Origin of the sequence: Methylobacterium oryzae (assembly GCF_021398735.1) — a bacterium.
Lineage (GTDB): Bacteria > Pseudomonadota > Alphaproteobacteria > Rhizobiales > Beijerinckiaceae > Methylobacterium.
In genome coordinates this window covers 3628120-3651471 of record NZ_CP090349.1, presented here as the reverse complement: position 1 = coordinate 3651471, position 23352 = coordinate 3628120, and the positions used below count along the sequence as shown (strand labels likewise).

General features: G+C 70.6%; 27 protein-coding genes. 16 read left to right on the top strand and 11 right to left on the bottom strand.

The window, feature by feature from the left end; genetic code table 11:
- Positions 1-66 precede the first annotated feature (66 nt).
- From LXM90_RS17400 to LXM90_RS17385, 4 genes are all read right to left on the bottom strand, one after another.
- Entirely contained in the window at positions 67-360 is a 294-nt protein-coding gene (locus LXM90_RS17400; protein ID WP_234080875.1) for a hypothetical protein, read from the bottom strand.
- A 246-nt stretch (positions 361-606) separates the two neighbouring features.
- Positions 607-1344: a sensor histidine kinase gene (locus LXM90_RS17395; RefSeq protein WP_103986262.1), complete on the bottom strand. Its 738-nt coding sequence runs from the start codon at positions 1342-1344 to the stop codon at positions 607-609.
- A 237-nt stretch (positions 1345-1581) separates the two neighbouring features.
- Positions 1582-1953 carry a response regulator transcription factor gene (locus LXM90_RS17390; RefSeq protein WP_205833493.1) on the bottom strand — a complete coding sequence of 124 codons (372 nt, stop codon included), beginning with the start codon at positions 1951-1953 and terminating at the stop codon, positions 1582-1584.
- A 331-nt stretch (positions 1954-2284) separates the two neighbouring features.
- Complete coding sequence (locus tag LXM90_RS17385; RefSeq protein ID WP_056526642.1) at positions 2285-2947, bottom strand: response regulator transcription factor; 663 nt, start codon at positions 2945-2947, stop codon at positions 2285-2287.
- Positions 2948-3265: 318 nt separating this feature from the next.
- Between LXM90_RS17385 and LXM90_RS17380 the strand changes: the two genes are divergently transcribed.
- The gene (locus LXM90_RS17380) at positions 3266-5800 is read left to right on the top strand and encodes an MFS transporter (protein ID WP_234080874.1); all 2535 of its coding nucleotides are present in this window, start codon (positions 3266-3268) and stop codon (positions 5798-5800) included.
- Between the two features lie 3 nt (positions 5801-5803).
- On the opposite strand, the gene LXM90_RS17375 is transcribed toward LXM90_RS17380, so the two are convergent.
- Complete coding sequence (locus LXM90_RS17375) at positions 5804-7186, bottom strand: mercuric reductase (protein WP_234080873.1); 1383 nt, start codon at positions 7184-7186, stop codon at positions 5804-5806.
- 601 nt (positions 7187-7787) lie between these two features.
- On the opposite strand from LXM90_RS17375, the gene LXM90_RS17370 reads away from it, so the two are divergent.
- The 3 genes from LXM90_RS17370 to LXM90_RS17360 all read left to right on the top strand — a co-directional run bounded on the left by LXM90_RS17370 (position 7788) and on the right by LXM90_RS17360 (position 11894).
- Complete coding sequence (locus LXM90_RS17370; protein ID WP_020094719.1) at positions 7788-8234, top strand: (2Fe-2S)-binding protein; 447 nt, start codon at positions 7788-7790, stop codon at positions 8232-8234.
- A gap of 11 nt (positions 8235-8245) precedes the next feature.
- Positions 8246-10492 (top strand): xanthine dehydrogenase family protein molybdopterin-binding subunit, encoded by a 2247-nt coding sequence (locus LXM90_RS17365; RefSeq protein ID WP_234080872.1) that lies wholly within the window; start codon positions 8246-8248, stop codon positions 10490-10492.
- Positions 10493-10643: 151 nt separating this feature from the next.
- Positions 10644-11894 carry a sensor histidine kinase gene (locus LXM90_RS17360; RefSeq protein WP_234080871.1) on the top strand — a complete coding sequence of 417 codons (1251 nt, stop codon included), beginning with the start codon at positions 10644-10646 and terminating at the stop codon, positions 11892-11894.
- Positions 11895-11951: 57 nt separating this feature from the next.
- Here LXM90_RS17360 and LXM90_RS17355 read toward each other — a convergent pair whose 3' ends face one another.
- Entirely contained in the window at positions 11952-12767 is an 816-nt protein-coding gene (locus tag LXM90_RS17355; protein WP_020094722.1) for an SDR family NAD(P)-dependent oxidoreductase, read from the bottom strand.
- A 421-nt stretch (positions 12768-13188) separates the two neighbouring features.
- Here LXM90_RS17355 and LXM90_RS17350 point away from each other — a divergent pair, with 421 nt between their 5' ends.
- Complete coding sequence (locus LXM90_RS17350) at positions 13189-13443, top strand: hypothetical protein (RefSeq protein WP_020094723.1); 255 nt, start codon at positions 13189-13191, stop codon at positions 13441-13443.
- A 32-nt stretch (positions 13444-13475) separates the two neighbouring features.
- Positions 13476-13718, top strand: coding sequence for a hypothetical protein (locus LXM90_RS17345; RefSeq protein WP_020094724.1), 243 nt, complete (start codon positions 13476-13478; stop codon positions 13716-13718).
- On the opposite strand, the gene LXM90_RS17340 is transcribed toward LXM90_RS17345, so the two are convergent.
- Complete coding sequence (locus tag LXM90_RS17340; protein WP_170855280.1) at positions 13715-13891, bottom strand: hypothetical protein; 177 nt, start codon at positions 13889-13891, stop codon at positions 13715-13717. The two genes, LXM90_RS17345 and LXM90_RS17340, sit on opposite strands and share 4 nt — an antisense overlap.
- Before the next feature lie 454 nt (positions 13892-14345).
- Positions 14346-14663 carry a hypothetical protein gene (locus LXM90_RS17335; protein WP_091928387.1) on the bottom strand — a complete coding sequence of 106 codons (318 nt, stop codon included), beginning with the start codon at positions 14661-14663 and terminating at the stop codon, positions 14346-14348.
- Positions 14664-15180: 517 nt separating this feature from the next.
- Between LXM90_RS17335 and LXM90_RS17330 the strand changes: the two genes are divergently transcribed.
- The 6 genes from LXM90_RS17330 to LXM90_RS17305 all read left to right on the top strand — a co-directional run bounded on the left by LXM90_RS17330 (position 15181) and on the right by LXM90_RS17305 (position 18478).
- On the top strand, positions 15181-15411 hold the full coding sequence (locus LXM90_RS17330) for a hypothetical protein (protein WP_020094727.1): 231 nt from the start codon (positions 15181-15183) through the stop codon (positions 15409-15411).
- An 85-nt stretch (positions 15412-15496) separates the two neighbouring features.
- Positions 15497-15808, top strand: a complete 312-nt coding sequence (locus LXM90_RS17325) for a hypothetical protein (protein WP_020094728.1) — start codon at positions 15497-15499, stop codon at positions 15806-15808.
- Between the two features lie 99 nt (positions 15809-15907).
- On the top strand, positions 15908-16228 hold the full coding sequence (locus LXM90_RS17320; RefSeq protein ID WP_234080870.1) for a polyhydroxyalkanoic acid system family protein: 321 nt from the start codon (positions 15908-15910) through the stop codon (positions 16226-16228).
- A 117-nt stretch (positions 16229-16345) separates the two neighbouring features.
- Positions 16346-16555 (top strand): hypothetical protein, encoded by a 210-nt coding sequence (locus LXM90_RS17315; protein ID WP_026605187.1) that lies wholly within the window; start codon positions 16346-16348, stop codon positions 16553-16555.
- Between the two features lie 414 nt (positions 16556-16969).
- Positions 16970-17164, top strand: a complete 195-nt coding sequence (locus tag LXM90_RS17310) for a hypothetical protein (RefSeq protein WP_234080869.1) — start codon at positions 16970-16972, stop codon at positions 17162-17164.
- 447 nt (positions 17165-17611) lie between these two features.
- Positions 17612-18478, top strand: a complete 867-nt coding sequence (locus LXM90_RS17305) for an outer membrane protein (RefSeq protein WP_103986269.1) — start codon at positions 17612-17614, stop codon at positions 18476-18478.
- Positions 18479-18722: 244 nt separating this feature from the next.
- Here the strand turns inward: LXM90_RS17305 and LXM90_RS17300 are convergent, their stop codons facing one another.
- Entirely contained in the window at positions 18723-18992 is a 270-nt protein-coding gene (locus LXM90_RS17300) for a GCG_CRPN prefix-to-repeats domain-containing protein (RefSeq protein ID WP_020094732.1), read from the bottom strand.
- Positions 18993-19847: 855 nt separating this feature from the next.
- Between LXM90_RS17300 and LXM90_RS17295 the strand changes: the two genes are divergently transcribed.
- Entirely contained in the window at positions 19848-19985 is a 138-nt protein-coding gene (locus tag LXM90_RS17295) for a hypothetical protein (RefSeq protein WP_020094733.1), read from the top strand.
- Positions 19986-20382: 397 nt separating this feature from the next.
- Here the strand turns inward: LXM90_RS17295 and LXM90_RS17290 are convergent, their stop codons facing one another.
- The gene (locus LXM90_RS17290; RefSeq protein ID WP_020094734.1) at positions 20383-20895 is read right to left on the bottom strand and encodes a hypothetical protein; all 513 of its coding nucleotides are present in this window, start codon (positions 20893-20895) and stop codon (positions 20383-20385) included.
- A gap of 146 nt (positions 20896-21041) precedes the next feature.
- On the opposite strand from LXM90_RS17290, the gene LXM90_RS17285 reads away from it, so the two are divergent.
- The 3 genes from LXM90_RS17285 (at position 21042) to LXM90_RS17275 (ending at position 22789) form a co-directional block, all read left to right on the top strand.
- The gene (locus LXM90_RS17285) at positions 21042-21554 is read left to right on the top strand and encodes a hypothetical protein (protein ID WP_234080868.1); all 513 of its coding nucleotides are present in this window, start codon (positions 21042-21044) and stop codon (positions 21552-21554) included.
- A 414-nt stretch (positions 21555-21968) separates the two neighbouring features.
- The gene (locus tag LXM90_RS17280; RefSeq protein WP_020094736.1) at positions 21969-22181 is read left to right on the top strand and encodes a hypothetical protein; all 213 of its coding nucleotides are present in this window, start codon (positions 21969-21971) and stop codon (positions 22179-22181) included.
- A 77-nt stretch (positions 22182-22258) separates the two neighbouring features.
- Positions 22259-22789: a hypothetical protein gene (locus tag LXM90_RS17275; RefSeq protein ID WP_020094737.1), complete on the top strand. Its 531-nt coding sequence runs from the start codon at positions 22259-22261 to the stop codon at positions 22787-22789.
- 312 nt (positions 22790-23101) lie between these two features.
- Here the strand turns inward: LXM90_RS17275 and LXM90_RS17265 are convergent, their stop codons facing one another.
- Positions 23102-23344, bottom strand: coding sequence for a DUF6522 family protein (locus LXM90_RS17265; RefSeq protein ID WP_042669454.1), 243 nt, complete (start codon positions 23342-23344; stop codon positions 23102-23104).
- Between the last annotated feature and the right edge of the window lie 8 nt (positions 23345-23352).

The window sequence follows — 23352 nt, the reverse complement described above, 5'->3', positions numbered from 1 at the left end:
CCATATAGGGCGCCGATCCCGCGGGAAGTCGGCGCGCCCGCCGCGTGACGGTCGGTCTCAGGTGTCTCAGGTGGGTTTCGCCGCGTCAAGCGCCTGCTCCAGGTGCGTCACGACCTCGTCGCCCTTGGGCGGCGGCTCGGCCTCCTCGACCCGTCGGACGACTTCCATGACGAGGTAGGTCACCGACGGCGGCCAAGCCACGCCGTTTTCCAGGAGCATCCGGGCGGCGCTTACCAGCATCCGGAACTGGTCCGGCGGGATCGTGGTCCCGGCCTCGTGCTGCGCGAGGATGTGATCGGCGATCGCGGCCGCAAGGCCGGCAACTTCGGCCATCTTGTTGGGCGGATCACCAGCCGTCATGTCAGGTCGCGCTCCGTCTGCGAAAGCACGGTGCGGAGCATCCGTCGCCTCTTCGGGGTCTCAGGCCGACACGGTTCCACAAGCAACCCTGGCGAGCAAGCCGTGTGGCCGCGGCTCGCCTGCGTAGCCGTGGACGCCGCCGATTTCGGCGGCCTGCGCGCGCGGTCCGGGCGTTTCGCGGCCTGCGGTACCGGGACGGCGGACCTGCTCCGCGGCGGCGGTGCCGTCGGGATCGTCCCAGGGCGTCTACGCGGATGCCGGACGGTGGCGGGGCGCGGTCACGCCGAAGACCGAGCCCCGGTCGCGCCGGGATCGCACGGCGACCGGGTGATCGAGCGCCGCGGCGGTTTGCCGGACGATATGAAGGCCGAGCCCGAGACCGGCCCCGTCCCGGCGTCCGGCGCGGTCGAAGGCGTCGAAGATGCCCGCCAGCCGTTCGGGCGCGATGCCGGGACCGCCGTCGTGCACTTCGATCGCCACGCGCCCCTGCCGGCGGCGGCATCCGACGACGACGCGGCCGCCCGGGCCCGCATACTTCACGGCGTTCCCGACGAGGTTGCGCAGGATGGTCGTCAGCATGGCGACCTCGCTCGTGACCGTCAGCGCCGTGGCGCAGACCCGGACACGCACCCCGACCGCGTCGGCGTAGGGTGCCCATTCGGCCGCCACCGCCTCCAGGAGCGGGGCGACCGCGACGGGACCGAGCCGGGGCGCCACGCTGCCGGCCTGGGAGGAGCGGGCCAGGTCGTCGAGCTCGCGGCCGAGCCGCACCAGCGCGTCGCTGGCGAGGCCGAGCCGGGCCGCGGCCCGGGGACCGACGCCGTCCGAGACCGCGCGGTCGATGGCCATGAGGGCCACCTGCAGGGGTTGCTTCAGATCGTGTCCGGCCACGGCGAGCAGCCGGGCCATGGCGCTGCGGGCGGTCTCCGCGCGCAGCAGGGCCTCGTCGGGCGCCGCACCCGGGCTCGCCATCGTCAGTCCCATCCCCGCCTCCTCGTCCGGCCCGCCGACGGCGCGCCGCTTCCATGGCGCGACCTTGGACCGTGGCCGTTCGCGCCGGAATCATACGGAGGTTTGATGTCCTAACCGGACCGGCCTCGGATCGGCTTGCCAGCGGCGCACGCGCGCGATGCCGGTCCGGAGCCGGCCGGCGATCCCGTCACGGATGGAAAGGCCCTGGAGTCAGGCACTGGAGTCAGGCCCTGGCGTCAGGCCCTGGCGTCAGGCCCCGATCGTCTCTTCCAGGCAGCGGATCAGCTCGTCGGCCACGAGCGGCTTGCGCAAGAGATCGCGGGCGCCCCCGGCGAGGGCCCGGCGCCGGAGTGCGTCGTCGGTCAGAGCAGTCATCATGATGACCGGCATGGCAGGGCGCTGCTCCCGGACGCGGTCCTGCAATTCGATGCCGCTGATCCCTGGCATGTTCACGTCCGTCAGCAGGCACGACACGTCGCTGCCGGCCATCGCGGCCAGGAAGGCCTCGCCCGAGTTGAAGGCCCGCGCGTCGTAGCCCAACGCCTCGAGGAAGCTGGACGTCGCGTCCAGAACCGCCTCGTCGTCGTCCACGACCGCGACCGCTTTCTTCCCGACCGGCACGAATCTCCCTCCAGAGCCTCTCGAAGGCGCATCGATCCCACCTCTGTGGGCCGGCGGCGGCTCCGACGAAATTATACGATGGTTTGATGCGCGCGACGGACTCACATCCCGATGAACCGAGTCCTGCCACAGCAACGCAGGACCTGGGGCGTCGCGACGCGACCCGGTAGACATGGATTTCACAAGTTGAGGCAGGACTTCTTCGCCGATCTCCGATCCGATCGCCGCGACGAATCTGGCCAGTGCGGGTGCCAACGCGGCGATGTCCGGCATCGTTCCGCGCCGATCGGCTCGGGACGGGTCTGCGGGAGAGACGGGGCGATGGTCCGGCTCAGACGGCCGCCCGGGCCTTGAGCAGCTCGGTCTTGCGCACGAGGTCGGCCACGGAGCCGGCCGCCATCTTCCGCATGACGTTGCCCCGGTGGATCTTGACCGTGATCTCGCTGATGCCGAGGGCGTGGGCGATCTGCTTGTTGAGCAGCCCCTTGACGACCTGTGCCATCACCTCGGCCTCCCGCGCCGTCAGGGTCGCGGCCAGCGCCTCGAGCTCGGCGACCCCCGCGCTCGACGCCCGCCGGGTCCTGTCTCGCTCGATCGCGACCGCGATGGCGTCGAGCATGTCCTGATCGCGGAATGGCTTGGTCAGGAAATCGAGCGCGCCCGCCTTCATGGCCTGGACGGTCATGGGGATGTCGCCGTGGCCGGTCATGAAGATGATCGGCATGCGGTTGCCCATCGCGGCGAGCTTCGCCTGCAGGTCGAGGCCGCTGGATCCCGGCAGCCGCACATCGAGGATCAGGCAGCCCGGGCGGTCCGGCAGCGTCGCCGCGAGGAGGTCGCGCGTCGCGCCGTAGGCGAGGGTGTCGAGCCCGACGGAGTGCAGGAGGTCCTGCAGACCTTCGCGGACGCCCTCGTCATCCTCGACGATGACCACCAGCGGTGAGGCCGTGTCGGCGCCGGGCTTCGCCGCGCCACCCCGGACGTTGCCTGACATCGTGATCGACGAGTCCCCGCGCGCCTCTGACAGGCTGCCCGCACGGGCAGTGCTTACAGGTTGTATCCGCGCCCGATCAAGCCGACCCTTTTGTGGACGGCGCGGACCGCCGGCACGGATCGCCCCGAATGGCCGCTCGCCGGACCGCTCCCGACCCGCCTATCGACTCGCGGCCAAGCTTGTGGCTATGAGCGGTTGCACTGTCCCCGGGACTGGCTCAACCTCCGGCGAGGTCAGCGCCTCCCGGCCCAGGATTCGCGGCCGCCCGCCTCCTCCGGCCGCGCGCCCGTCCGACAGGCTGTGCAGCGAGGCGCGGAGATGAGTGCGGTGGGCGACGCGCGTCCCAGGCAGACGACGGCGCGGGTCCTCCTCGCGAGCCTGATCGGCACGACGGTCGAGTTCTACGATTTCTACATCTACGCCACGGCGGCGAGCCTGATCTTCGGGCCGCTGTTCTTCCCGGCGGCGCTGCAATCGGCGGAGCTGATCAGCGCCTACGCGAGCTTCGGCCTCGCCTTCGTGGCCCGGCCGATCGGCGGCGCGGTCTTCGGGCATTTCGGCGACCGGATCGGGCGCAAGGCGACGCTGGTCGCCTCGCTCCTGCTGATGGGGCTCACGACCTCGGCCATCGGACTGCTGCCCACCTTCGCGCTGGCCGGCTGGCTCGCGCCCGTCCTGCTCTGCCTCCTCCGGTTCGGGCAGGGCTTGGCGCTCGGCGGCGAGTGGAGCGGCGCCGCCCTGCTGGCTCTGGAGAACGCCCCGCCGGGCTGGCGCGCGCGCTACGCGATGTTCGCGCCGCTCGGGGCGCCCCTCGGCTTCTTCGTGGCCAACGGCCTGTTCCTCGTCCTGACCCTGACCCTCAGCGCGGAGCAGTTCGCGGACTGGGGCTGGCGGGTGCCCTTCCTGCTCAGCGTGCCCCTGGTCTGGCTCGGGCTCTGGGTCCGCACGAATCTCGGCGAGACCGAGGAGTTCGCCGCCGCCGTGAAGGACGCGCAGCCCCCGCGCGTCCCCCTCGTCGCGCTGATGCGCGACCATGCCGGGCAGGTCGTCGCCGGGATGTTCGGCGTCGTCGCGTGCTTCTCCCTGTTCTGGACCGCCACCGCCTTCGCGCTCGGCTACGGCACAACGACGCTCGGCTACTCCCGGGCCTCGTTCCTGACGGTCGAGCTCGGCGCGATCCTGTTCATGGCCGCCGCCATCGTCGTCGCGAGCTGGCTGTCGGACCGGCTCGACCCGGCCCGGGTGCTGATCGTCGGCTGCGCCGGGACCATCGTGTCGGGGATCCTGCTGGCGCCGATGCTCGGCAGCGGCTCCCTCGCGACCATCTTCGCCTTCCTGGCCTTCGCCCTGTGGGTGATGGGCTTCGTCAACGGGCCGCTCGGCGCGTGGCTGCCGAGCCTGTTCCCGCCGCAGGTGCGCTACACGGGGACTTCCGTGGCGTTCAACGTCGGCGGCATCATCGGCGGCGCCTTCTCGCCGATGATCGCCCAGGCGCTGGCCGCGCAGAGCGGCCTGACCGCGGTCGGCTTCTACCTCGCGCTGACCGGCGGGATCAGCCTCATCGCCTTCGACACGAGCGCCCGGCGGCGGGCGCTGGACGCGCTCGCCCGGAGCGAGCGCCGCTACCGCGCGCTGTTCGAGCCGAGCCACGTCGCGCTGTGCGAGGTCGATCTCTCCGAGGCGCAGGCCCACCTCGCCGAGGCGCGGGCCGCCGGCGCCCTCGGGCCCGACCTCCGCGGGCAGGCCGACGCCGCGCTCGTCGCCGCCTGCGCCCGGCGGATCGCGCTGGTCGACGTCAACGACGCGACGGTGCGGCTCCTCGGCTGCGGCTCCCGCGAGGCGGTGCTCGGCTCGATGAGCCGCTTCCTCCCGCCGGGCAACGACCTCGTCCTGCCGCTCCTGCAGCGGATCGACCGGGCGGGCGGCCGCTTCGAGGCCCAGGGCCGCCTGATCCGCGCCGACGGGCGGGAGGTGACCGCGATCCTCGTCGTGGCGCTGCCGGACGACGAGGCGGCCCTCGACCGGGTCGCCTGCGCGATGATCGACGTGACCGAGCGGGAGCGCGCCAAGGAGGCCCTGCTCGCGGCCCAGGCCGAGCTCGCCCGCGCGGGCCGGGTCTCGACCGTCGGGGCGATCTCCGCCTCCATCGCCCACGAGGTCAACCAGCCGATCGGCGCCATGGTGATGAGCGCCGAGGCCTGCCTGCGCTGGCTGCGGCGCGAGACGCCGGACCTCGAGGCGGCCGCGCGGGCGGCCGAGCGCGCCGTCCGCGACGGCATGCGGGCGAGCCGGATCGTGCAGCGGACGCGCGAGCAGCTCCGCCGCGACCGCAGCCAGCCCGAGATCCTCGACCTGGGCTCCCTCCTGGCGGAGGTCGCGGCCCTCCTCGACCGGGAGATCCTGGCGGCCGGGGCGACGGTGCGGACGGTGATCGCCGCGACCGAAGCGCGCGTCCTGGCCGACCGCGTCGAGCTGCAGCAGGTCGTGGTCAACCTCGTGACGAACGGCCTGCACGCCGTGCGCGACCTGCCCGAGCCCCGCCGCGAGTTGCGGATCGCGCTGACCGCCCCCGCGCCGGGCCGGCTGCGGATCGCGGTCGTCGACAGCGGCACCGGCATCGATCCGGAGCAGCTGCCCAGGCTGTTCAGCCCGTTCTTCACCACGAAGCGCGACGGGATGGGCATCGGCCTCGCGATCTGCCGGACCATCGTCGAGTCCCATGGCGGCACGCTGACCGGCGGGAACAACGACGGGCCGGGCGCGACCTTCGCGGTCGAGCTGCCGGCGGCCGAGCCGGACGCGGCGGGAGGCGCCGCAGCCGAGCCCGCCGCCGTCGCCGGCGCCGCCGGCTGAGCCTCAGCGGGCGGGGACGGCCGCGAACAGGCTGTTCAGCCCCTCCGCGGTGGTCGGATGGGCGAGGATCGCGTCGCGCAACGCCGTGTAGGGCAGGTTGGCGAGCATGGCGACCTGGACCGCGGCCATGACCTCGCCGGCCTCCGCGCCGAGCATCGTGAAGCCGAGGATGCGGTCGTCCGGACCGATGACGGCCTTCATGAAGCCCTCGGTCTGCCCGGTCGTCCGCGTGCGCAGCACGGCCGCCATCGGCAGCCGCGCCACCCGGACGGCGTGACCGTCGGCCCGCGCCTCCGTCTCGGTCGACCCGACCCGCGCAAGCGGCGGGTCGGTGAACAGGCAGGACGGCATCAGCCGGCCCGCGGTCGAGCGCGGGATCCCCGCCAGCGTGTCGCGGATCACGCGGAAATCGTCCGCGGAGGCGTGGGTGAAGGCCGGGCTGCCCGCGCACTCGCCGATGGCCCAGACGCCCGGCGCGCTCGTCCGGAGGTGATCGTCGACCTCGATGACGCCCCGCTCGGTGAGCGCCACGCCCGCGCGGTCGAGACCGATGCCGTCGGTGTTCGGCGCGCGCCCCGCCGCGACGAGGATGTGGCTCGCGGCGACGACCGCCTCACCGGCGCCGCCGCGCACCGTGATCTCCACGGCCTCGCCCGAGCGGCCGCGCACGCGCACAACCTCCGTGCCGGTGCGGATCGCCAGCCCCTCGGCCTCGAGGAGTTGCGCGAGGGCGGACGCCACGTCCGGATCCTCGCGGCCCGCGATCCGGGGCCCGTGCTCGATCACCGTCACCGCGCTGCCGAACCGGCGGTAGGCCTGGGCCAGTTCGAGGCCCACGTAGCCGCCGCCGAGGACGACGAGGTGGGCTGGCACGGCGTCGAGTTCGAGCGCCTCGATATGGGTGAGCGGCCCGGCCTCGCGCAGGCCCGGGACGTCCGGGATGGTCGCGCGGGTGCCGAGATTCAGGAAGATCTGCTCGGCCGTCAGCGCGCGCGAGCCGCCCGCGTTCAGCGCGACCGTGAGCGCTCTGGGGCCCGTGAAGCGGGCCGTTCCCATGACGAGTTCCGCGCCGCTCTCGCGGTAGCGGTCGAGGTGCATGTCGATGAGGTCGCGAACCATCGCCCGCTTGCGCGCGACCACCCGGCCCATATCCACCGCGACCGGTCCGGTCTCGATGCCGTACCGGTCTGCCTGCCGGGCGCGGTGGGCGATCTCGGCGCTCCAGATCTCGTTCTTGCTCGGCAGGCAGTTGGTGTTGGGGCAGGAGCCCCCGATCCAGCGGCGCTCGATCACCGCGACCCTCTGGCCGGCCTTGGCGAGGTGCCACGCCAGGAACTTGCCGCCCTCGCCGCTGCCGATCACGAGGGCATCGTAGTGGTCGTCCATGGTATTTCCTCCGCGATCCCGAGATCTGCGGAAAACGTAGAGGCCTCACGACCGGACGGATATCATGCGTCGGTATGATAGACCGGTCCCGACCGTCCGGCGTGCAGGTTTCGTGCGCATCGAGTCTCGGATGATCCGACCGAAACCTCGGCCTGACCGAGCCGGATCGGCCCATCACCGCAGCTCCGTCCATCGCCGACGGGCGATCGCCCGTTCCGGTCGGCGCCTCTGCAGACCGGCCTGCCGCGATCCCGTGCCCTCCGCTTCGAAGGCTCAGGATCCCAGAATACGCGGGTTCGCGGCGGCCGCGGCCCGGGAGCGTGACCGGCCGCCCGAGCGCCGCGCGAAGCTTTCAGAGCCGAGACCCGGGGCGATGGACTGTCCTCGGCCGGCCCTGATCCCGGGGGCGGGCCGCGGAGGGGCACCGTTTCGGGTGACGACCCCTAACCTTCGTATGATTCCGCGCGGCCGGGGGCGGCGGTACCTCTCGTGACACGGCACACGATCCGGACCGCGCCTTCGGCCGTCCCCGAAGACACGTCGCCCGGCCGATTCGCACGCCGAGACACGTCGCGGCGTCCCCATCCCACGAGGTCGAACGATGGTCCAGCTCACGATCAATGCGCGTCGCTACACGGTGGACGCGGAACCGGACACGCCGCTGCTGTTCGTCCTGCGCGACAGCCTCGGGCTGACCGGCACGAAGTACGGCTGCGGCATCGGGCAGTGCGGCGCCTGCACGGTGCTGCTCGACGGCGCGGCGACCCGCTCCTGCCAGATCCCCCTGGAGAGCGTCGGCGACCAAGCCATCACGACGATCGAGGCGATCGAGCAGGACCCGGTCGGTGCCCGGGTCGTGGCCGCCTGGGTCGGCATCGAGGTGCCCCAGTGCGGCTACTGCCAGTCCGGGCAGGTCATGGCCGCCACGAGCCTGCTCAAGCAGACCCCGAAGCCGACCGAGGCCGACATCGCCGGCGCGATGACCAACCTGTGCCGGTGCGGAACCTACAACGCCATCGCCGCCGCCGTGCGGCAGGCCGCGGCCTGAGGAGGCGCACGATGACCGACCTCACGCCCCTCCGCCGCGCCGACCGTCGCGAACCGGTGCGCAACCTCTCCCGCCGCGGCTTCCTGGGGGCCGCCTCGGGCGCGCTGTTCCTCGGGGTCGGCCTCCGGCTCGCGCCGGCCGCCGCCCAGACCCGCGCCGAAGGCCCGGCGGCCGTCGCGCCGAAACCCGGGACCCGCGTGACGGCCTTCCTGGAGATCCGCCCCGACGACACCGTGCGCCTGCTCAGCCCCTTCGTGGAGGGCGGCCAGGGCATCAACACCGGCCTCGCCCAGACGATCGGCGAGGAGCTCGACCTCGACCCGGTGCGCTTCGCGGTGGAATGCGCCCCGCCCGGCCCCGACTACGCGGTCGTCAACGGCCTGCGGATGACCGGCGGGTCGTTCTCGACACGCTCCAGCTTCGAGGCCATGCGCCGCCTCGGCGCCACCGCCCGCGAGATGCTCCTGCGGGCGGCGGCCGCCGAGCTCGCCGTGCCGCAGGCCAGTCTGACCACCGAGAACGGGCGCGTCATCCACGCCGCCTCCGGCCGGAGCCTCGGCTACGGCGCCCTGGCCGCCGCGGCGCTGGCGCTGCAGCCGCGGGACGACGTCGCCCTGAAGGATCCCAAAGATTTCCGCTGGATCGGCAAGCCGGTGGCGCGCCTCGACATGCGCGACAAGTCCACCGGCCGGGCCGTCTACAGCATCGATATCCGGCTCGACGGCATGGTCCACGCCGCGATCCGGCACGCGCCCCATCTCGGCACCGAGCCGGAGGCGATCGCCAACGCCGCGGAGGTCCGCGCGATGCCGGGCGTCCAGGCGGTCGAGCGCCTGCCGGGCGCGGTGGCGGTGGTGGCCGACACGTGGTGGCGGGCCCGCAGGGCCGTCGAGGCCCTGCAGGTGACCTGGACCCGGCCGGCGCCCGACGGCGTCGCGACCGTCTCGGCGGGCTTCTCCTCGGCGGCGATGCTGGCCGCCCTCCGGGACGCGGGCGGACCCGGCGTTCCGGCCGAGCAGGCCGGCGACCCGGCGGCCGCCTTCGCGGGCGCGGCCAAGGTGGTGGAGGCGGCGTACGACGCCCCCTACCTCGCCCACGCGCAGCTCGAGCCGCCCTCGGCGGTGGCGCGCTTCGCCCCCGACGGCAGCCTCGACCTCTGGGTGCCGAACCAGATGCCGGAGCTGTTCCAGCAGGTCGCCGCCAAGACGGCCGGGCTGCAGCCGGATCAAGTCCGGATCCACTCGCCGATGCTCGGCGGCTTCTTCGGGCGCCACTTCCACTACGGGCCGGCGAGCCCGTTCCCGCAGGCGATCCTGCTCGCCAAGGCGGCGGGCAAGCCGGTGCGGGTTCTGTGGTCGCGGGAGGAGGAGTTCGGCATGGACGCCGTCCGCCCCCTGAGCTTCGCCCGGTTCAGGGCGGCGCTCGGGCCGGACGGGATGCCGGTGGCGCTGGAGACCACCGCGGTGGGGGAGGGCCCGATCGGGCGCTGGTTCGGCGCGCTGTTCAAGGGTCCGGTGGATTCCTCGGTGGTGGAGGGCCTCGACCGGAAGCCCTACGCGATCCCGAACCGGCGGCTCACCTACGTGAAGGTGCCGCACCCGGTGACGATCGCGTTCTGGCGCTCGGTCGGGCACTCGATGAACGATTACTTCTACGAGAGCTTCCTCGACGAGATCGCGCAGGCCGGCGGCCAGGACCCGTTCGCCCTCCGGATGACGCTCCTGAGGGACAGCGCCCGCCACCGCACCCTGCTGCAGGCGGTGGCCGACCTCGCGGGCGGCTGGACGCGCGGGCCGTTCCGGGCACAGGACGGCACGCGGCGGGCGCGGGGCGTGTCGATGGCCTCGCCGTTCGGGTCGGAGACGGCGACGATCGCCGAGGTGTCGCTCGAGAACGGCGAGGCCCGGGTGCACGATCTCTGGATCGCCATCGATCCGGGCCGCGTGGTCAACCCGGCGATCGTGAAGCGCCAGGTCGAGAGCGCGGCGGCGCTCGGCCTCTCGTCGACGCTGTTGGAGCAGGTCGTCTACGAGAACGGGGAGCGGCAGGCGCGGAACTTCGACGCCTACCCGATCCTCGACCGGGAGCGGATGCCGCGGGTTCACGTGGCGATCGTCGAGAGCGGGGCGCCGATGGGCGGCATCGGCGAGCCCGGCCTGCCGGGCGTGCCGCCGGCGGTGGTCAACGCGGTCGCGGCGCTGACCGGCCGACGCCTGCGCAGCCTGCCCCTGGCCAAGGAGACCCTCTCGGGAACCTGACGCCGATCGATGACCCCGGGCGACAACCCGGGGCGGCGCCCCCGGGCCCGCCCGCGAAAGTCCCGCGTCCCGACTGGAAGCGGGATTTTCGGATGCCGTATAGCGGGGGCGCGGCGGGCCTGAATCGGGGCCGCCCCCGGGAACCGCCGACATGAGCAACGGTCTGACGCCGACGGCCGACCGGATCATCGTGGCCAGCGAGGCCGACTGGAACGACGCGTGGTACCTCGTCTGCATGAAGGTCTCGACGATCGGCTTCGTCGTCGTCGATGCCCGCGAGCGGGTCGCCACCCTGGACGCCCTGCGGGCGGCCGGAATCACCGACATCGCCGCCCACCTCGACGCCCATCCGGACGTGGCCGACCGCCTGCGGCACGGGATGGTCATCCTCGACGTCAACGAGGCGGCGGTGCGGATGTTCGGCGCGGGCGGCCGCGCGGACATGATCGGGCAGCGCACGCAGCGCTTCTTCGACCCGCTCTGCACCGCCCAGGTCAATTCCGCCCGGGCCTTCGCGGCGGGCGCGACCTCGTTCCAGCAGCAGGCGCACAGCGTCCGGCTCGACGGATCGCGCTTCGAGACGCTGTTCTGCGTGGTCCCGCGGGCGGACGGCGCCACCTCCGGCCTGTGGCTCGCCTCCTTCGTGGACATCACCGAGCACGTCGCGCGGCAGATGTCGCTGGAGGTGCTGCGCGACGAGCTCGCCCACGTCTCCCGGATCTCGACGCTGGGCGAGCTCTCGGCGTCGATCGCGCATGAACTCGGGCAGCCCCTATCGTCGATCGGCATGACCGCCGGGGCGATGCTGCGCCTGCTCGATCGCGCGGATCTCGACCGCGACCTGCTCCGGCGGCAATGCCAGCGCATCGTCGATCAGGTCACGCGGGCCGGGGACATCATCGATCGCACACGCCGCATGGCCGCCAAGCGGGACAGCGTCCGCGCGCCCGTCTCCGTGGCGGAGGTCCTGGCCGAGGCCGCGCGGTTCGTGGCGCACGATCTGAACCGCACCGAGATCAGGCTCACCGTCGCCCCGGCGGACGCGGCCGCGCAGGTCATCGCGGACCGGATCCAGCTGCAACAGGTCTTCGTCAACCTGCTGATGAACGCCATCCAGATCCATCGGCAGGCGCGGACCCCCGGGCCCGAGATCGCGGTCGAGACCGTCTGCCGGGACGGGTCAATCACGGTCGACGTCGTCGATAACGGGCCGGGCCTCGATCCCGGCACCCTCGACCGGCTGTTCGACGGCTTCTTCACGACGCGGGCCGAGGGGCTCGGCCTCGGTCTCCGGATCTGCCGGACCATCGTGGCGGCCCATGGCGGCTCGATCGACGCGAGCCCCCGCGACAGAGCGCCGGGCGCCCGCTTCTCGGTGTGCCTTCCGCTCGCCCAGTCCTGACCGGGCGGCCGCGGGAAGCGGGCAGGGGCGCCCCGGCCGGGACGCCCCGCGAGGGCCTCAGGCGGCGACGGCGCGCGCGGTCCGGTACCGGCTCGCCGGCGTCGCCGCGCCGAGCTGGGCGGCGAGTTCGAGGCGCGCGGCGTCCAGCGCGGACCAGGCCGCACCGTTCTCCAGGGGCGGGATCGTGACGACCTCGCCGGCATCGAACCCCGCGAGCGCGGCCGCGACCAGGTCGGACGGCGTCATGACGATGCTGGCCGGGAGGTTCCGGTGGCCGCCGACGCCGGCCACGGTCCAGAACTCGGTGGCCGTCGCGCCGGGCAGGACCGCCTGGATCCGGACGCCCCTGGGGGCGAGTTCGTGCTGCAACGCCTGCGTGAAGGCGAGAACGTAGGCCTTGCTCGCCCCGTAGACGCCGTTGAGCAGTTCGGGATTGAGGGCGACGGTCGAGGCGACGTTGATGATCGCCCCGTGCCCCCGCGCGACGAAGGCCGGCGCCGCCGCGTAGGCGAGGCGCGTCACGGCCGTGACGTTCACGCCGATCATGCGCTCCATCTCGTCCGGATCCGCCTGTAGCAGCGGGGCCGCGGAGCCGAAGCCGGCGTTGTTGACCAGGAGGGTGATCGCCGGGTCGCTCCGCAGCCGGTCCTCGACGCGCCGGAGACCGGCACGGTCGTTGACGTCCGCCGCGAGCGCCTCGACGGTGCGGCCCGAGGCCCCGCGCACCGTCTCGGCGACCGCCTCCAGGCGATCCGCGTTCCGGGCGGTCAGGATGAGATCGTGGCCGCGCGCGGCGAGCTGTTCGGCATAGATCGCGCCGATCCCGCCCGAAGCGCCGGTGATCAGAGCAGTTCCCTTGGTACGTTCCGTCATGACAAATCTCCGTCTGTGCTGCTGAATGACGGAAAGTGTAGCGATCGCGACGGAGGCTTACATTTATACGGATGCGGGGCGGCGCCATACCTTGGTATGACCCGGTGGCATGACCCGGCCGCCTTGCCCAACGCCTGTCGGACAGGCGCGGGGAGGCCGGTGCGGCGCCGGCGCGCTGACGGCGTCGGCGCTCGAGATTCGCCGCGCGTCGATCCGGGAGAGGTGCACCCGCGGCCTCGCCATGCTAGAACGAAAGCGGAACAGATCATACGGGCGGGCCGGGCACAATCTGCGGGCGAGACTTTTCTTCCAGCCCCGTGGACGCGTGTGGATACGGCTCGAAAACCCCTGTCGTGGCGCGCTCTTGGGCGGCCCGTGCGATCTGTGGAGAACCTGTGACGAACCGGGGTGCAGGACGACGATGGCGATGAGGACGGCGTTCGTGGTGCAGCCCTTCGAGCTGCACCGGAAGCGGCTGCGGCCGGCCCGGCAGGAGCCTGCGCAGACCGAGAGCGGGGCGGTGAAGAAGGCCGAGAACATGGCTAGGCGGATGCCGGGCGCGGCGGCGCTGAAGGTGGTGGCCGACGACGAGACCGGCGAACTGGAGGGCGTCACGATCCTCGGCCAGTGGGGCGAGATCCCCGACGACTTCGCCGAGAGCCTGCAGGGCGCCTAGGCCACAGATCACCAGCGGGGCGGGAGAGCGCCATGTCGGCGGTTCGGCGGGTCGGGAACTTCCTCCAGGTGCAGGACGGCGACGGCTGCCGGCACCTGCTGCGCGTGACGAGCGTCCAGGCGCTGAGCGACACGGACCTGATGCGCAACGAGACGTTCATCACCGCCGCGGGGCGAACGATCCGGGTGACGCAGCCGCTCGACGAGATCGTGGACCTCGTGGCGCCGGGCGAGCGGACGGCGCCGGGGCCGCAGGAGGAGCCGTGGCCGTTCTAGCCGCGGGAGATCATCCCGCGCGCCATCTGCAGCAGCAAGCGGCGGTCCGACAGGGTGAGCGCGTGCCAGACGCGCAGCAAATCCCCCGTCATGTCGATCGTGGCGAGCGCCTCGGATTCGTCGAGGAAAGCGTCTTCGGGCACGCCGAGGGCGTGCGCGATCTGCCGGAGCATCGATCTCTTGCCGTTCGGCCCGAACTTTCCACCCTCGAATTCCGGATCCGCCAAATCAATCTCCGACGGACGCGCGGCGGCGTCGCTTTAAATCTACAGTATCTTTATAACGTGAGAGTGCGAACACCGCATCGATGAATCGGAAATAAATTTTTCCGGTACATTGATACCAATTATTTGGCAGCCGATCATTATCTAAGATTGGCAGCAGAACCTGAGTTAGACACAGCGATCAAAATTCGATGGCCCGCAACAGACTTGCTCGGCATCTGCATTGAACGCGGCGCGAGATCATCCCTCCCCGGCGACGGGCGGTCCCGGGCTGCGGGTCAACGGTGTGATGGTCCAGCGCCCGCGCGCCGCCGCCCGCCGCGTTGCGATACCGGCGGTGGGACGGTCCACCTGTCCCACCCCGATCCGGCACGGGGCGGATCCTCAGGACGGGGGCCGGCGATCAGCTGCCGCCGCTGCCATCCCCGCTCCCCTTGCCGACCTGGGGTACGCCGCGCTCCGGCTGACCGGCATTCCCGCCGGCGGCCGAATCCGTCGTGATGGTCGTCGCCCCCGTCCCAGTGGGCGCGACGACGGCGGTGCTGCCCGGACCGCTGTTCTGGCTGCCGCCGGGAACGACGACGGTCCCGGCCGGGGTGCCCGGCGTCACCGGCTGCGCGGGTCCGGGCTGCCGGATCGGTGCGGGACCGGTGCTGGTCTGCGCCGAACCGGGCGACGCCGCGACCAGCGCGAAGATGGCGAAGAGGGCATGACGCATCATGTGCTCCTTGGCATCTCGGCCCGACTGTGCCTCACGCACGGGCCTCCGTGCCCGAACGCGGGAGCGCGGACACGGTTTCCGACACCCGCCGTCGTCGTGCGCCGCCGATCGTCGTGCCCGGCCGCGCCCGGCGCGCAGGGTCTCGCCCGGGAGCGGCGCGCCAACCCTCCGGATCGGCGCACGAAAAGGCCCCGCGCGGCGCTGCCGGCGGGGCCGAAGGTGGGTCTGCCTTGGGAGGATGCAGAGGCAGATACTTAGCCGGCGTTGCGCCGCCGCTGCACCGGCGACACGACATGTCGGCCCCGCAGGGACCGCCGGTCACGGCGGCGTCAGGCTTGCATGCCGAGCAGGCCCCGCCCCGTGCGGTGGACGGCCGGGACCGCGGCGTGGCGCCGAAGGTCCGGCCATCCTTGGATAACCATGTCGACCGCCGGCTTGTGGACGCCGCGGCAGCGTCGTCGACAGCGTCATCGACAGCGTCCTGCCGCTGTGGTGCTGATCGGCGGCGAGGGGTCCCATGAAGCACATCATCGTTCTGGCCATCGCGGCCACGGCCCTGACGGCCTGCAACGCGGCGAACCGGCCCGGCCGCGGCGAGCTCTTCATGAGCGAGGCCGACGTCGCCGCGAAGGACGACGCGATCTGCCGGGGCTACGGCGCCGAGCCGGGAACGCCGGAATACGTGCAGTGTCGGGGAACCCAGGACCAGCGGCGCGACGCGGCCCAGGCGCCCCGCCGCAGCGGCTGAGTGCGGCGGCCGCGAGGGCGCGGCCTCCGGGACCAACGCCCCGCTCGCGCGTTGTCCGCGCGGACCGCTTTCCCTGGAGCGCGTGATGCTCGCCCGATCCGCCCTGATCTTCATCGTCCTGACGTCGGGGGCCCAGGCCGCCGCCTTCGACGACCTGAAAGGCTATCTGGCGTCCTGCCTGCGGTTCGAGATGGCCGGCGCCCCAGCGGAACGCGGCGGGCCGCTGTCGTCCAAGGTCCGCCGCGCCCTGGACCGATGCTCCGACGACGTCGCGCGCCTCGACCGGGCGGACGGGCGCCGGCTGCGCGGTGACGGTGGGATCAGCCCGTCGACCAAGGAGGTCATCCGGAGCGTCGTGAGCGGCGGGGCCGGCGGCGTCCGCACGGTCCGGTACTGACCGCCGGCGGTTCGCCCGGCGCGTCGATCGGGTGGCGCCGATCACCGGGCGTTAACCTTCCGGCCGCACCTCACGGGGCCCGCTCGCGAGGAGATGCCGATGCCGAAGCGCCTGACAATCACCGTCCCGCACGACCTCGGGACAGCCGAGGTTCGCCGGCGCATCGACCTGCACATGGACTGGGCTTTCCGCCGCCTGGAGGCGGAGAAGATCTGCGTCGAGGCCGAGGACTGGCTGGGTAATCGCCGCTCCTTCTCGGGTAGCGGCTACGGGCAGTCGGCGCACGTCGCCATCCAGGTGGCGGATGACGCGCTGGAGGTCGAGGCGCTGGTGCCCTGGATGGCCAGCCTGTTCGCGCCCGTCATCGAGTCGGTCGGGCGCCACTACGTCGGGCGCCTCCTGTCCGACGAGGCCGCCTGACGCGCGCGGCCCGGGGCGGCGATCGGTCCGGGGTGGCCGCGGGGTGCCCGCGGGGCGGTTGTGGCCCGGTCGTGCCGGGGCTAAACGCGCCGGCTCGGTGGCGGCGCAGGGGCCCGGATGAGCGATGACGTGGCGGCCCTGCTCCTCGCGCTCGCGACCGAGAACGCCGAGCTGCGCCAGCAGCTCGCCACCGCGCAGGACATGCTGATGGAGACCGCCATCGACGCCGGCCATCTCCACGCCCGCATCGAGGCGCTTCAGGCCGAGCGCGACGCGTGGCAGGCGGAGGCCGAGCGCTTGGCGCGCCGGCCCCCGCGTTCCCTGTGAGCGCTCGCAGCACCCGGCGCGCCGAACCTGCGGGCGGGCGCGACCGGGGAGGGCGCACTCGGGCCCCGGGGCGCATCGGCGTGAGCCCGCACGGGGGCGGGCTCACGCCGTTCCTCACGCCTTCCCGGGTTGCGGGCGGGGCACGCGCACGTCGACCGTCTGGCCGGTGAGGGGATTGAGGATCAGCATGGCGGCGGTCTCCGGTGTGTGTGACGGTAGAACGCCGTCCGCGGGCGCCGGGATCACGCTGCGGCGTGCCGTGGCGCACAGGCGGCGACGGGGTCGCCGAACCCGGATCCGTGTCGGAAACGGCCTCCGGCGAGGCCCGCGAAGCTCGCCACGGTCGGGATGCCGCCTTACCTCAGGGCGTGGCGCCCTGGCGGCCGCCAGGGGCAGAACACCTGGAGGATCGATATGGCCATCGATAGATCCGGTGAGCGTGCCGCGCTCGATACCGAGGTAGAGGATACCCAGGACACCATCGCGAAGCTTCGCGAGGCTGCCGAAGGAACGCCGCCCGGACACAGTTCGCGCGTGGCGCTGAAGAAGGCCGAGGAGAAGCTGGCCGAACTGGTCAAGCACATCACCCGGCGCGACCGGACGGGTTAGCGCGGCCGCGGACGCGGGGACCACCGGACAGGTCCCCGCGCGCCGTCCGCCGGCTCAGTGTCACCCCGCCGGCGCCGAAGCGCCGGCTCTCGATCCCATGTTACCGCCGGACGGATCCGGCGCGGGCGGCGCCAGGGTCGTCCGCGGCGCACCCACAGTGATGACGAACCCTCCCCGCTCAGGCGGCCGGCAGCGCCGCCCGCAGGACTGTCGGCGCGTCGCCCCCTGGCCGCCCGCGCGGCCTCGCCGCGGACCGATGCACGCGCCTCGGGCGCAGGCCCCGAGCATACCGCCAGAACTTCAACAGTATTTAACAGCTCCGCCCGGAGTTAATCGGCCGTTTACTATGTTTTCTCCGACGTCGCGAGCCTGTGTGTCCGTAAAACTACAGCTATTCTGCTCAGAGCTTGGTAGTCTTATCACCAGATCGAAACCCGGATCACCCTGATGACCAAGCTCCTCGCCTCCCTGACCGCCTTCACTGCGCTGACCGCCGCGGCGTCCGCCGCCGACCTTCCGCGCCGCGCCGCGCCGCCGCCGGTGTTCACGCCGGTGCCGGTGTTCACCTGGACCGGCTTCTACATCGGTGTGAACGCCGGCTACGGCTTCGACGCCAACAGCCGCAACACCACCAGCTACGCCCTGCCCGGCGGCTCGCTGATCAACTCCCCCGGCACCGCCGGCGTCGTCAGCGTCAACAACCGCAACAACAACGACGGCTTCTCGGGCGGCGCCCAGATCGGTTACAACTATCAGTTCACCCCGGGCTCCGGCGTCGTGATCGGCTTCGAGGCCGACGCCCAGTACGTCGACTTCGCCCGTCGCGCCAACGCCACCCAGAACTACAGCTTCCTCGGCTTCCCCGGCGTCGCCTTCTCCAACCCGCCGGCCTTCGTCGCCACCAGCGGCAACGGCCTGGACTACTTCGGCACCGTGCGCGGCCGCCTCGGCTACGCCTTCGACCGCACCCTCGTGTACGGCACCGGCGGCTTCGCCTACGGCTCGGGCCAGGACGACCAGAACTTCTCCGGCAACCGCTTCCGCGACAGCTTCCGCACCGGCTGGGCCGCCGGCGGCGGCGTCGAGTACGCCCTGCCCACCGACTCGTTCCTGAACTTCTTCCGCTCCTCGGCCGTCACGCTGAAGGTCGAAGGCCTCTACGTCAGCCTCGACCGCCAGAAGAACTCGGCCGGCGGCGTGTTCTACGGCAACCTCCTGCCCCCGAACGGCACCGCCTACCTCAACGGCGCCGCCGCCAAGACCGAGTTCGCCGTCGTCCGCGCCGGCCTGAACTACAAGTTCGGCTCCTACTGAGATCGGGTCGCGCCGCTCCCGGCCTCCGTGCCGGGAGACGCGGCGGCGGGCGAGGGGGGCAGGTCCGCCTCATCGCCCTCCGCCGCCGAAGAGCAGCCTTCCGGTTGGCCTTCGCATCCCCAGCCCGATCAAACTGGCCGCGAGGTCGGCAACACCCTGGGAGCGCACGCTCCCAGGGTGTTCCTGCGTTCCGTCACGGTGCGCCACGGCGGTCAGCCGATCGCCCCGAACAGCGGGAGCGCCGCTACCAGTACCGGTTCGGCCAGCAGCGCCGCCCGCCGCGACCGAGGTGGAAGCCGCGCGGACAGGCCCGACCGACATAGCCGCCCCACTGGCCGCCGGCGCGGCACCCGCCATAAGGGCCGCGATGGCCATAGGGCCCGCAGCCGCCGTAGACGTGCTGGATCAGCCCGTCCTGCGCGGCGGGGAGCGGAGAACCCGCGACGGGCAGCGCCGAGGCCGGCGCGGCGATGCCGACGGCGAGCAGTGCCGCGGCGGCGAGGGACTTGAGCATCAACCGATCTCCAGGTCTTGGCTGAGCCGATCTCCGTCGGCACCGCTCGAATACCTGATCCCGGCTGAAGGCCGGGTGTCACGGACCGTCTCGATTGCCCGCATCGCTGGAGCTTTTCTTTAAGCGCTGCCTCGATACTGGCGCTCTACCCGCCCAAGATTCCGCCTCGACCAAGACGACAGTGTCCGCCGGACCTGCGGCCCGGATCACCCGCTCACGTCGGGAGAGCCGTCGCCGATCCGTCGCTCTGCTGCGGGGCAGTATGCGGCCGGCTGCCGGCCTGCCAGATCCAGTTGCCCGCGATGGACCCGCGGAGACGCGTTCCACGACGACGAGCGCGATCACCAGGGGCTTTGAGGTCGCGCTTTTCCACTTCCCCGGATCCGTCCACACGGCCTCCCTTTCGGCTTGCGGCGAGCAGTCCGCGTGCCGGACTGGATCGGCCCGCGCCCCGTCTCTCCAGAGTCAATCCGGCGAACAGCGCGACGTGTCCGAGGCGTTGCGGCCGCAACGTGGCCATTCGTCGGCCATCCGGCACATTCGGCTCTCGGAGAGCGCAGTTGAAATGCCCGAATGTCTCAGCTGCGATTGTGCGGCGGCTCAACTGCCGCGCGTTGGGGTTCGATGCAGAGGATGAGAACTCGGCATCTCGAACAGGCGGCGGCGCGCACGTCGACGACCCGCACTCCGCTCGACTGCGGGCCGAGGATCTACAGCCCGATCGTTGCAAGGGTCGATCTTATTCCCGACACCTTCATGCATGCGCCGCATATCTGGCGTGAGGCATGTGGCATACCAAGAAGTCGCGTGCAGTGCGATATACCTTCTCACGCACCGCACAAAAGGACGCCGCCGATGACCCTCCTCACCGCTGTTGCCCTTCTCCCCTTCGCCGCCATCGCCAACTTCGCCTTCGTGGTGGCGCTGGCCAATCACTTCGACGCCGACAAGCCGGCCACGGGCTTCACCGGCCCGGTTCCGACGCTGGCCTGAGCCAAGTCGGGGCCCTTTCACGCAGCCTCGGTGGAGGTCCCCCGGATCTCAGGTGGGCAGAAAGGTGAACCTCTAAGCCTCATTCGGCGCCCCATTCAGGCGCAGCCAAGGCGAATTCCTGGGGCAACGATCTCGGCGTGGTCGCGCTCGTTTCCCGTGTCCTAGCGTGGACTTGGACCCACCACGTCTTACCGCGGAGGTAGGTGTCGGTCATTCCGGCACCGTCCTCGTCGAAGCATCCCACCACTGACGCACGGCACGTTGGTCGAACACCTACGATGACTGCGCGCCGAACGGCTGTCGAGCATCAGCGTTTCGCCCGGCCGCAGCCTGGCGGATTCAGTGCCGTTCGGTGAAGCCGAATACGCGCACCAAGTCGGCGGCGCTGGCCAACTGCTCACGCGGCACTGCCCCCTCCCTGCTCCTTCAGCCTAGCTTCGTCGAGATCGGCCAATGCCTGCCGGCCAGCGTCGGTGATTCGGACTGCGCGCGACTCGCGCGGCGCCATCTCAGCCCAGCCGCAGCTCACCAGACGCGGGATGAGCGTGTCACCGTTCCATGGGATGAGCTTCACGTATGCGAGCTCGAGGAGCGGCACGAAGAACGGGCCGCGGTCAATGCGCTGAAGCAGTTGCACGTGCTCGTCTTGGATAACCACGAAGGTCTCACCAGCCACCACGGACGGGACTATGGCCGCCGTTGAGATGGTGGAGGGCCGATCCGGATCGTCGGCGACCTCCCGAGCTTGGCCGGGGTGAATGCCAGAGCTAGCGCCGGTGAGGACCGCGACCTCTACCTGTGCCCAGATGGCACGCACCTCCGGTGTCAGGCTGTCCCACGAGTCGAACTCGCGTGGCCGGGCGTATGCGAAGCGCGCGTAGTAGGCGGTGCGGCCGGGATCTGAGGTCATCGTCAACCTCCACAATGCAAGCCTGCGCAACTGAGTTGGTGGACGGAGTGACTGGCACCGCTTGCAGCGGTCGCATCAGTGCTCCGCCGCACCTCGGAAGCCCGTAGCGAGGCGTAGGCCGAATACTCAAGTGAGGGAGTATTCCAATGAGCACAATCGATCTCTACCGATCCAATTCGCGCATTTTTACGCGCTTTATGGGATCGTGTATGTTCGTCGCAGTGGCCCTTTGGCTGGCTCTGACTCAGCCTAATGTCGGCACTGATACCATAATTCCTGGAAGCTTCCGGGATTATGAGATGCGCGTTGGCGTAGTGATCTTCGGCCTTGGCGCACTTGTGTGGGGCCTGAAGCTGTTCCAGCCCGACGTGGTCGTCTCCATTGGTCCTCAAGGGATTTATGACCGACGCCTCTCGACGGATTGGATCCCGTGGAAGACGATCCGCGCCATCAAGCCTCTGCAATTCTGGATGAGCAGCTACTACCGGCTGGAGATTGATCCCGAAGCTGCTGCGCGGATTCATTGGACGAGACGGGCTCGCTTTACATCTTGGCTGAACATCATGTTCGGGCATTGCTACTGGATCAGCGGTGCCGAACTCATCGGCGGCTTCCCTGCATTGGCGGAAGCGATCGGACGTAGTCGGCCGGACCGCTGAGGAGAGGCGAACCCGCGCGTCCTCGGAAAACTTGCATCCAGACATCTGGAACGCTCCAGCGCAGTTGGCCGTGCCCGATGGCGCATAGCCCGCACACTGGTACGAGCGAACTCTTCTCGTGTCTTAGGTTCGTCGGTAAGAAGGAACCTCATATCCGACCAAACCAAAGGGACGAAGCCCGAAGATCTCACGTCGGATCGTCCTCGCCTCAACCCGCAGGGGCACGGCAGCGGCTCCGTCAGCGGTGAGCATAGCACAGGCATCAACGGAGGTGCCAAGCAGGACTAGCCCGACAAGACAGAAGGATGAGGGCTGCTTAGAATGGACCGCTGATAGAACGGCAAATTGAACACATTAGAAAAGTAATTCAAATACCGAATACGTGCTTTGATCCCCAATAAGGAGATCAGAGCCATGACAATCACCACCACTATAAATGCCATCGGACTGGTGAAGGCGACGGAGATGATCCAGTCGGCAAGGGCGGAAGCTGCGATCGAGCACAAAGCGGGGCTGCATACCGTCTCAATGCCGGCGCCCCCGCCGGACGACGCAGGCATCCAAAGGCAAAAGAATGACCCGAAACTTCTCGCATCGCAGGAGCGTGTGGTGGACATCACCGTCTGAGTCGGGAAGGCCTGCGCCGCTTCTAATCTGCGGCTTAAAAATTCTCTCCTCACAACAAACGGGCGACGACCGATTGATTGGCTGATGAGGCTCTCGCCGTTCTCGCCGATCGCTATAAGGGCGGCGCCATCAACAACACGCGCGTGGCAATCCGGAAGGTGCGGGGCACCCGTTGCGGGTACGAGATCTCTTTTGATCTGGAGGTCGTCACAGTCGGCGAGATCTACGACCGCGAGCCGATCACTACCTGTGTCGTGAAGTGGCAGACGGACGGCACCTCCGCGGTAGCCGTCGCGGCCAGCAAGGAGCGCTGGCCGACATCGTCAGAGGTGTTCCGACAAGCACTTCGGACGAGCGTCACCGACGATGGCATCTGCGCGTGGCCGTTCGGCAATGAGGGCTCCAAGGTTCGTGCCGTCCCGCTGCAGGCCGCCAGGACGGCATTCTTCGTCATCTACCTGGCCGACGGCGACGATGAGGCCAAGCGGACGGAGGCCGCCAGCAAGGTGTTTAAGCGAGCCGTCGAAGCACGCCTCGGCCGCAGCCTGATTGTCCCGGTCGCTCTCAACGGCGTCAACCACCTCTGGCTGATCGAGTTGCCAGGATGAGTACCGCGACCGGACGCCGGACAAACGAGACGCTTGTCCGGAATATCCGGCGCGTCCGCTCACCTAGCGGCGGCCGCCACTGCTCGGCTTCGTGTCTATCTCAATCGCCCTCAAAGCGTTCTCGAAAGCCTTAACCTCGGTGGTGAACGCCCTGTCCGAGCGCTCGATTAGTTTACCACTTCGGCGCAATGCCCAACCGAAATGACCCTCCGGTTTTTTCAGGGGCTCGATGGTCACCGAGTAGGGGTGCGGTACGTCAGCTGTCATGGCCGAGCTATGCAGTGCCGAAGGGCCGGCTGCAACTGCAAGGCCTTACCACATCTCTTCGTAAATGAGGGGGCCGCCTCCATGGAAGGTGCCTCTCCAGCCTCGGTTCAGCAGGCGGACGGTCACACGTGTCTGGCCCGTGCCGCTGTCATCGTCGATCTTGATCCGGGCATCGACGTGTCCCTGCCGCTCCATGCGCTTCAGGTAATCGGCATCCACACCGAGGCGTGGGGCCAACTCACACGGATCGACGACCCAGTCGCCTTGCTGGCCGAGGGTGTGCCTCATGGGCAGGT

Bases quoted from the DNA above. Each gene is read 5' to 3' on its own strand.
- LXM90_RS17345 (WP_020094724.1), top strand. From the start codon at position 13,476: ATGTCGGCGGTTCGGCGGGTCGGGAACTTCCTCCAGGTGCAGGACGGC.
- LXM90_RS17355 (WP_020094722.1), bottom strand. From the start codon at position 12,767: ATGACGGAACGTACCAAGGGAACTGCTCTGATCACCGGCGCTTCGGGC.
- LXM90_RS17285 (WP_234080868.1), top strand. From the start codon at position 21,042: ATGAGCACAATCGATCTCTACCGATCCAATTCGCGCATTTTTACGCGC.
- LXM90_RS17385 (WP_056526642.1), bottom strand. From the start codon at position 2,947: ATGTCAGGCAACGTCCGGGGTGGCGCGGCGAAGCCCGGCGCCGACACG.
- LXM90_RS17370 (WP_020094719.1), top strand. From the start codon at position 7,788: ATGGTCCAGCTCACGATCAATGCGCGTCGCTACACGGTGGACGCGGAA.
- LXM90_RS17400 (WP_234080875.1), bottom strand. From the start codon at position 360: ATGACGGCTGGTGATCCGCCCAACAAGATGGCCGAAGTTGCCGGCCTT.
- LXM90_RS17290 (WP_020094734.1), bottom strand. From the start codon at position 20,895: ATGACCTCAGATCCCGGCCGCACCGCCTACTACGCGCGCTTCGCATAC.
- LXM90_RS17305 (WP_103986269.1), top strand. From the start codon at position 17,612: ATGACCAAGCTCCTCGCCTCCCTGACCGCCTTCACTGCGCTGACCGCC.
- LXM90_RS17315 (WP_026605187.1), top strand. From the start codon at position 16,346: ATGAGCGATGACGTGGCGGCCCTGCTCCTCGCGCTCGCGACCGAGAAC.
- LXM90_RS17375 (WP_234080873.1), bottom strand. From the start codon at position 7,186: ATGGACGACCACTACGATGCCCTCGTGATCGGCAGCGGCGAGGGCGGC.
- LXM90_RS17265 (WP_042669454.1), bottom strand. From the start codon at position 23,344: ATGAGGCACACCCTCGGCCAGCAAGGCGACTGGGTCGTCGATCCGTGT.
- LXM90_RS17380 (WP_234080874.1), top strand. From the start codon at position 3,266: ATGAGTGCGGTGGGCGACGCGCGTCCCAGGCAGACGACGGCGCGGGTC.
- LXM90_RS17365 (WP_234080872.1), top strand. From the start codon at position 8,246: ATGACCGACCTCACGCCCCTCCGCCGCGCCGACCGTCGCGAACCGGTG.
- LXM90_RS17340 (WP_170855280.1), bottom strand. From the start codon at position 13,891: ATGCTCCGGCAGATCGCGCACGCCCTCGGCGTGCCCGAAGACGCTTTC.
- LXM90_RS17310 (WP_234080869.1), top strand. From the start codon at position 16,970: ATGGCCATCGATAGATCCGGTGAGCGTGCCGCGCTCGATACCGAGGTA.
- LXM90_RS17300 (WP_020094732.1), bottom strand. From the start codon at position 18,992: ATGCTCAAGTCCCTCGCCGCCGCGGCACTGCTCGCCGTCGGCATCGCC.
- LXM90_RS17330 (WP_020094727.1), top strand. From the start codon at position 15,181: ATGAAGCACATCATCGTTCTGGCCATCGCGGCCACGGCCCTGACGGCC.
- LXM90_RS17360 (WP_234080871.1), top strand. From the start codon at position 10,644: ATGAGCAACGGTCTGACGCCGACGGCCGACCGGATCATCGTGGCCAGC.
- LXM90_RS17395 (WP_103986262.1), bottom strand. From the start codon at position 1,344: ATGGGACTGACGATGGCGAGCCCGGGTGCGGCGCCCGACGAGGCCCTG.
- LXM90_RS17280 (WP_020094736.1), top strand. From the start codon at position 21,969: ATGACAATCACCACCACTATAAATGCCATCGGACTGGTGAAGGCGACG.
- LXM90_RS17295 (WP_020094733.1), top strand. From the start codon at position 19,848: ATGACCCTCCTCACCGCTGTTGCCCTTCTCCCCTTCGCCGCCATCGCC.
- LXM90_RS17335 (WP_091928387.1), bottom strand. From the start codon at position 14,663: ATGATGCGTCATGCCCTCTTCGCCATCTTCGCGCTGGTCGCGGCGTCG.
- LXM90_RS17350 (WP_020094723.1), top strand. From the start codon at position 13,189: ATGGCGATGAGGACGGCGTTCGTGGTGCAGCCCTTCGAGCTGCACCGG.
- LXM90_RS17325 (WP_020094728.1), top strand. From the start codon at position 15,497: ATGCTCGCCCGATCCGCCCTGATCTTCATCGTCCTGACGTCGGGGGCC.
- LXM90_RS17320 (WP_234080870.1), top strand. From the start codon at position 15,908: ATGCCGAAGCGCCTGACAATCACCGTCCCGCACGACCTCGGGACAGCC.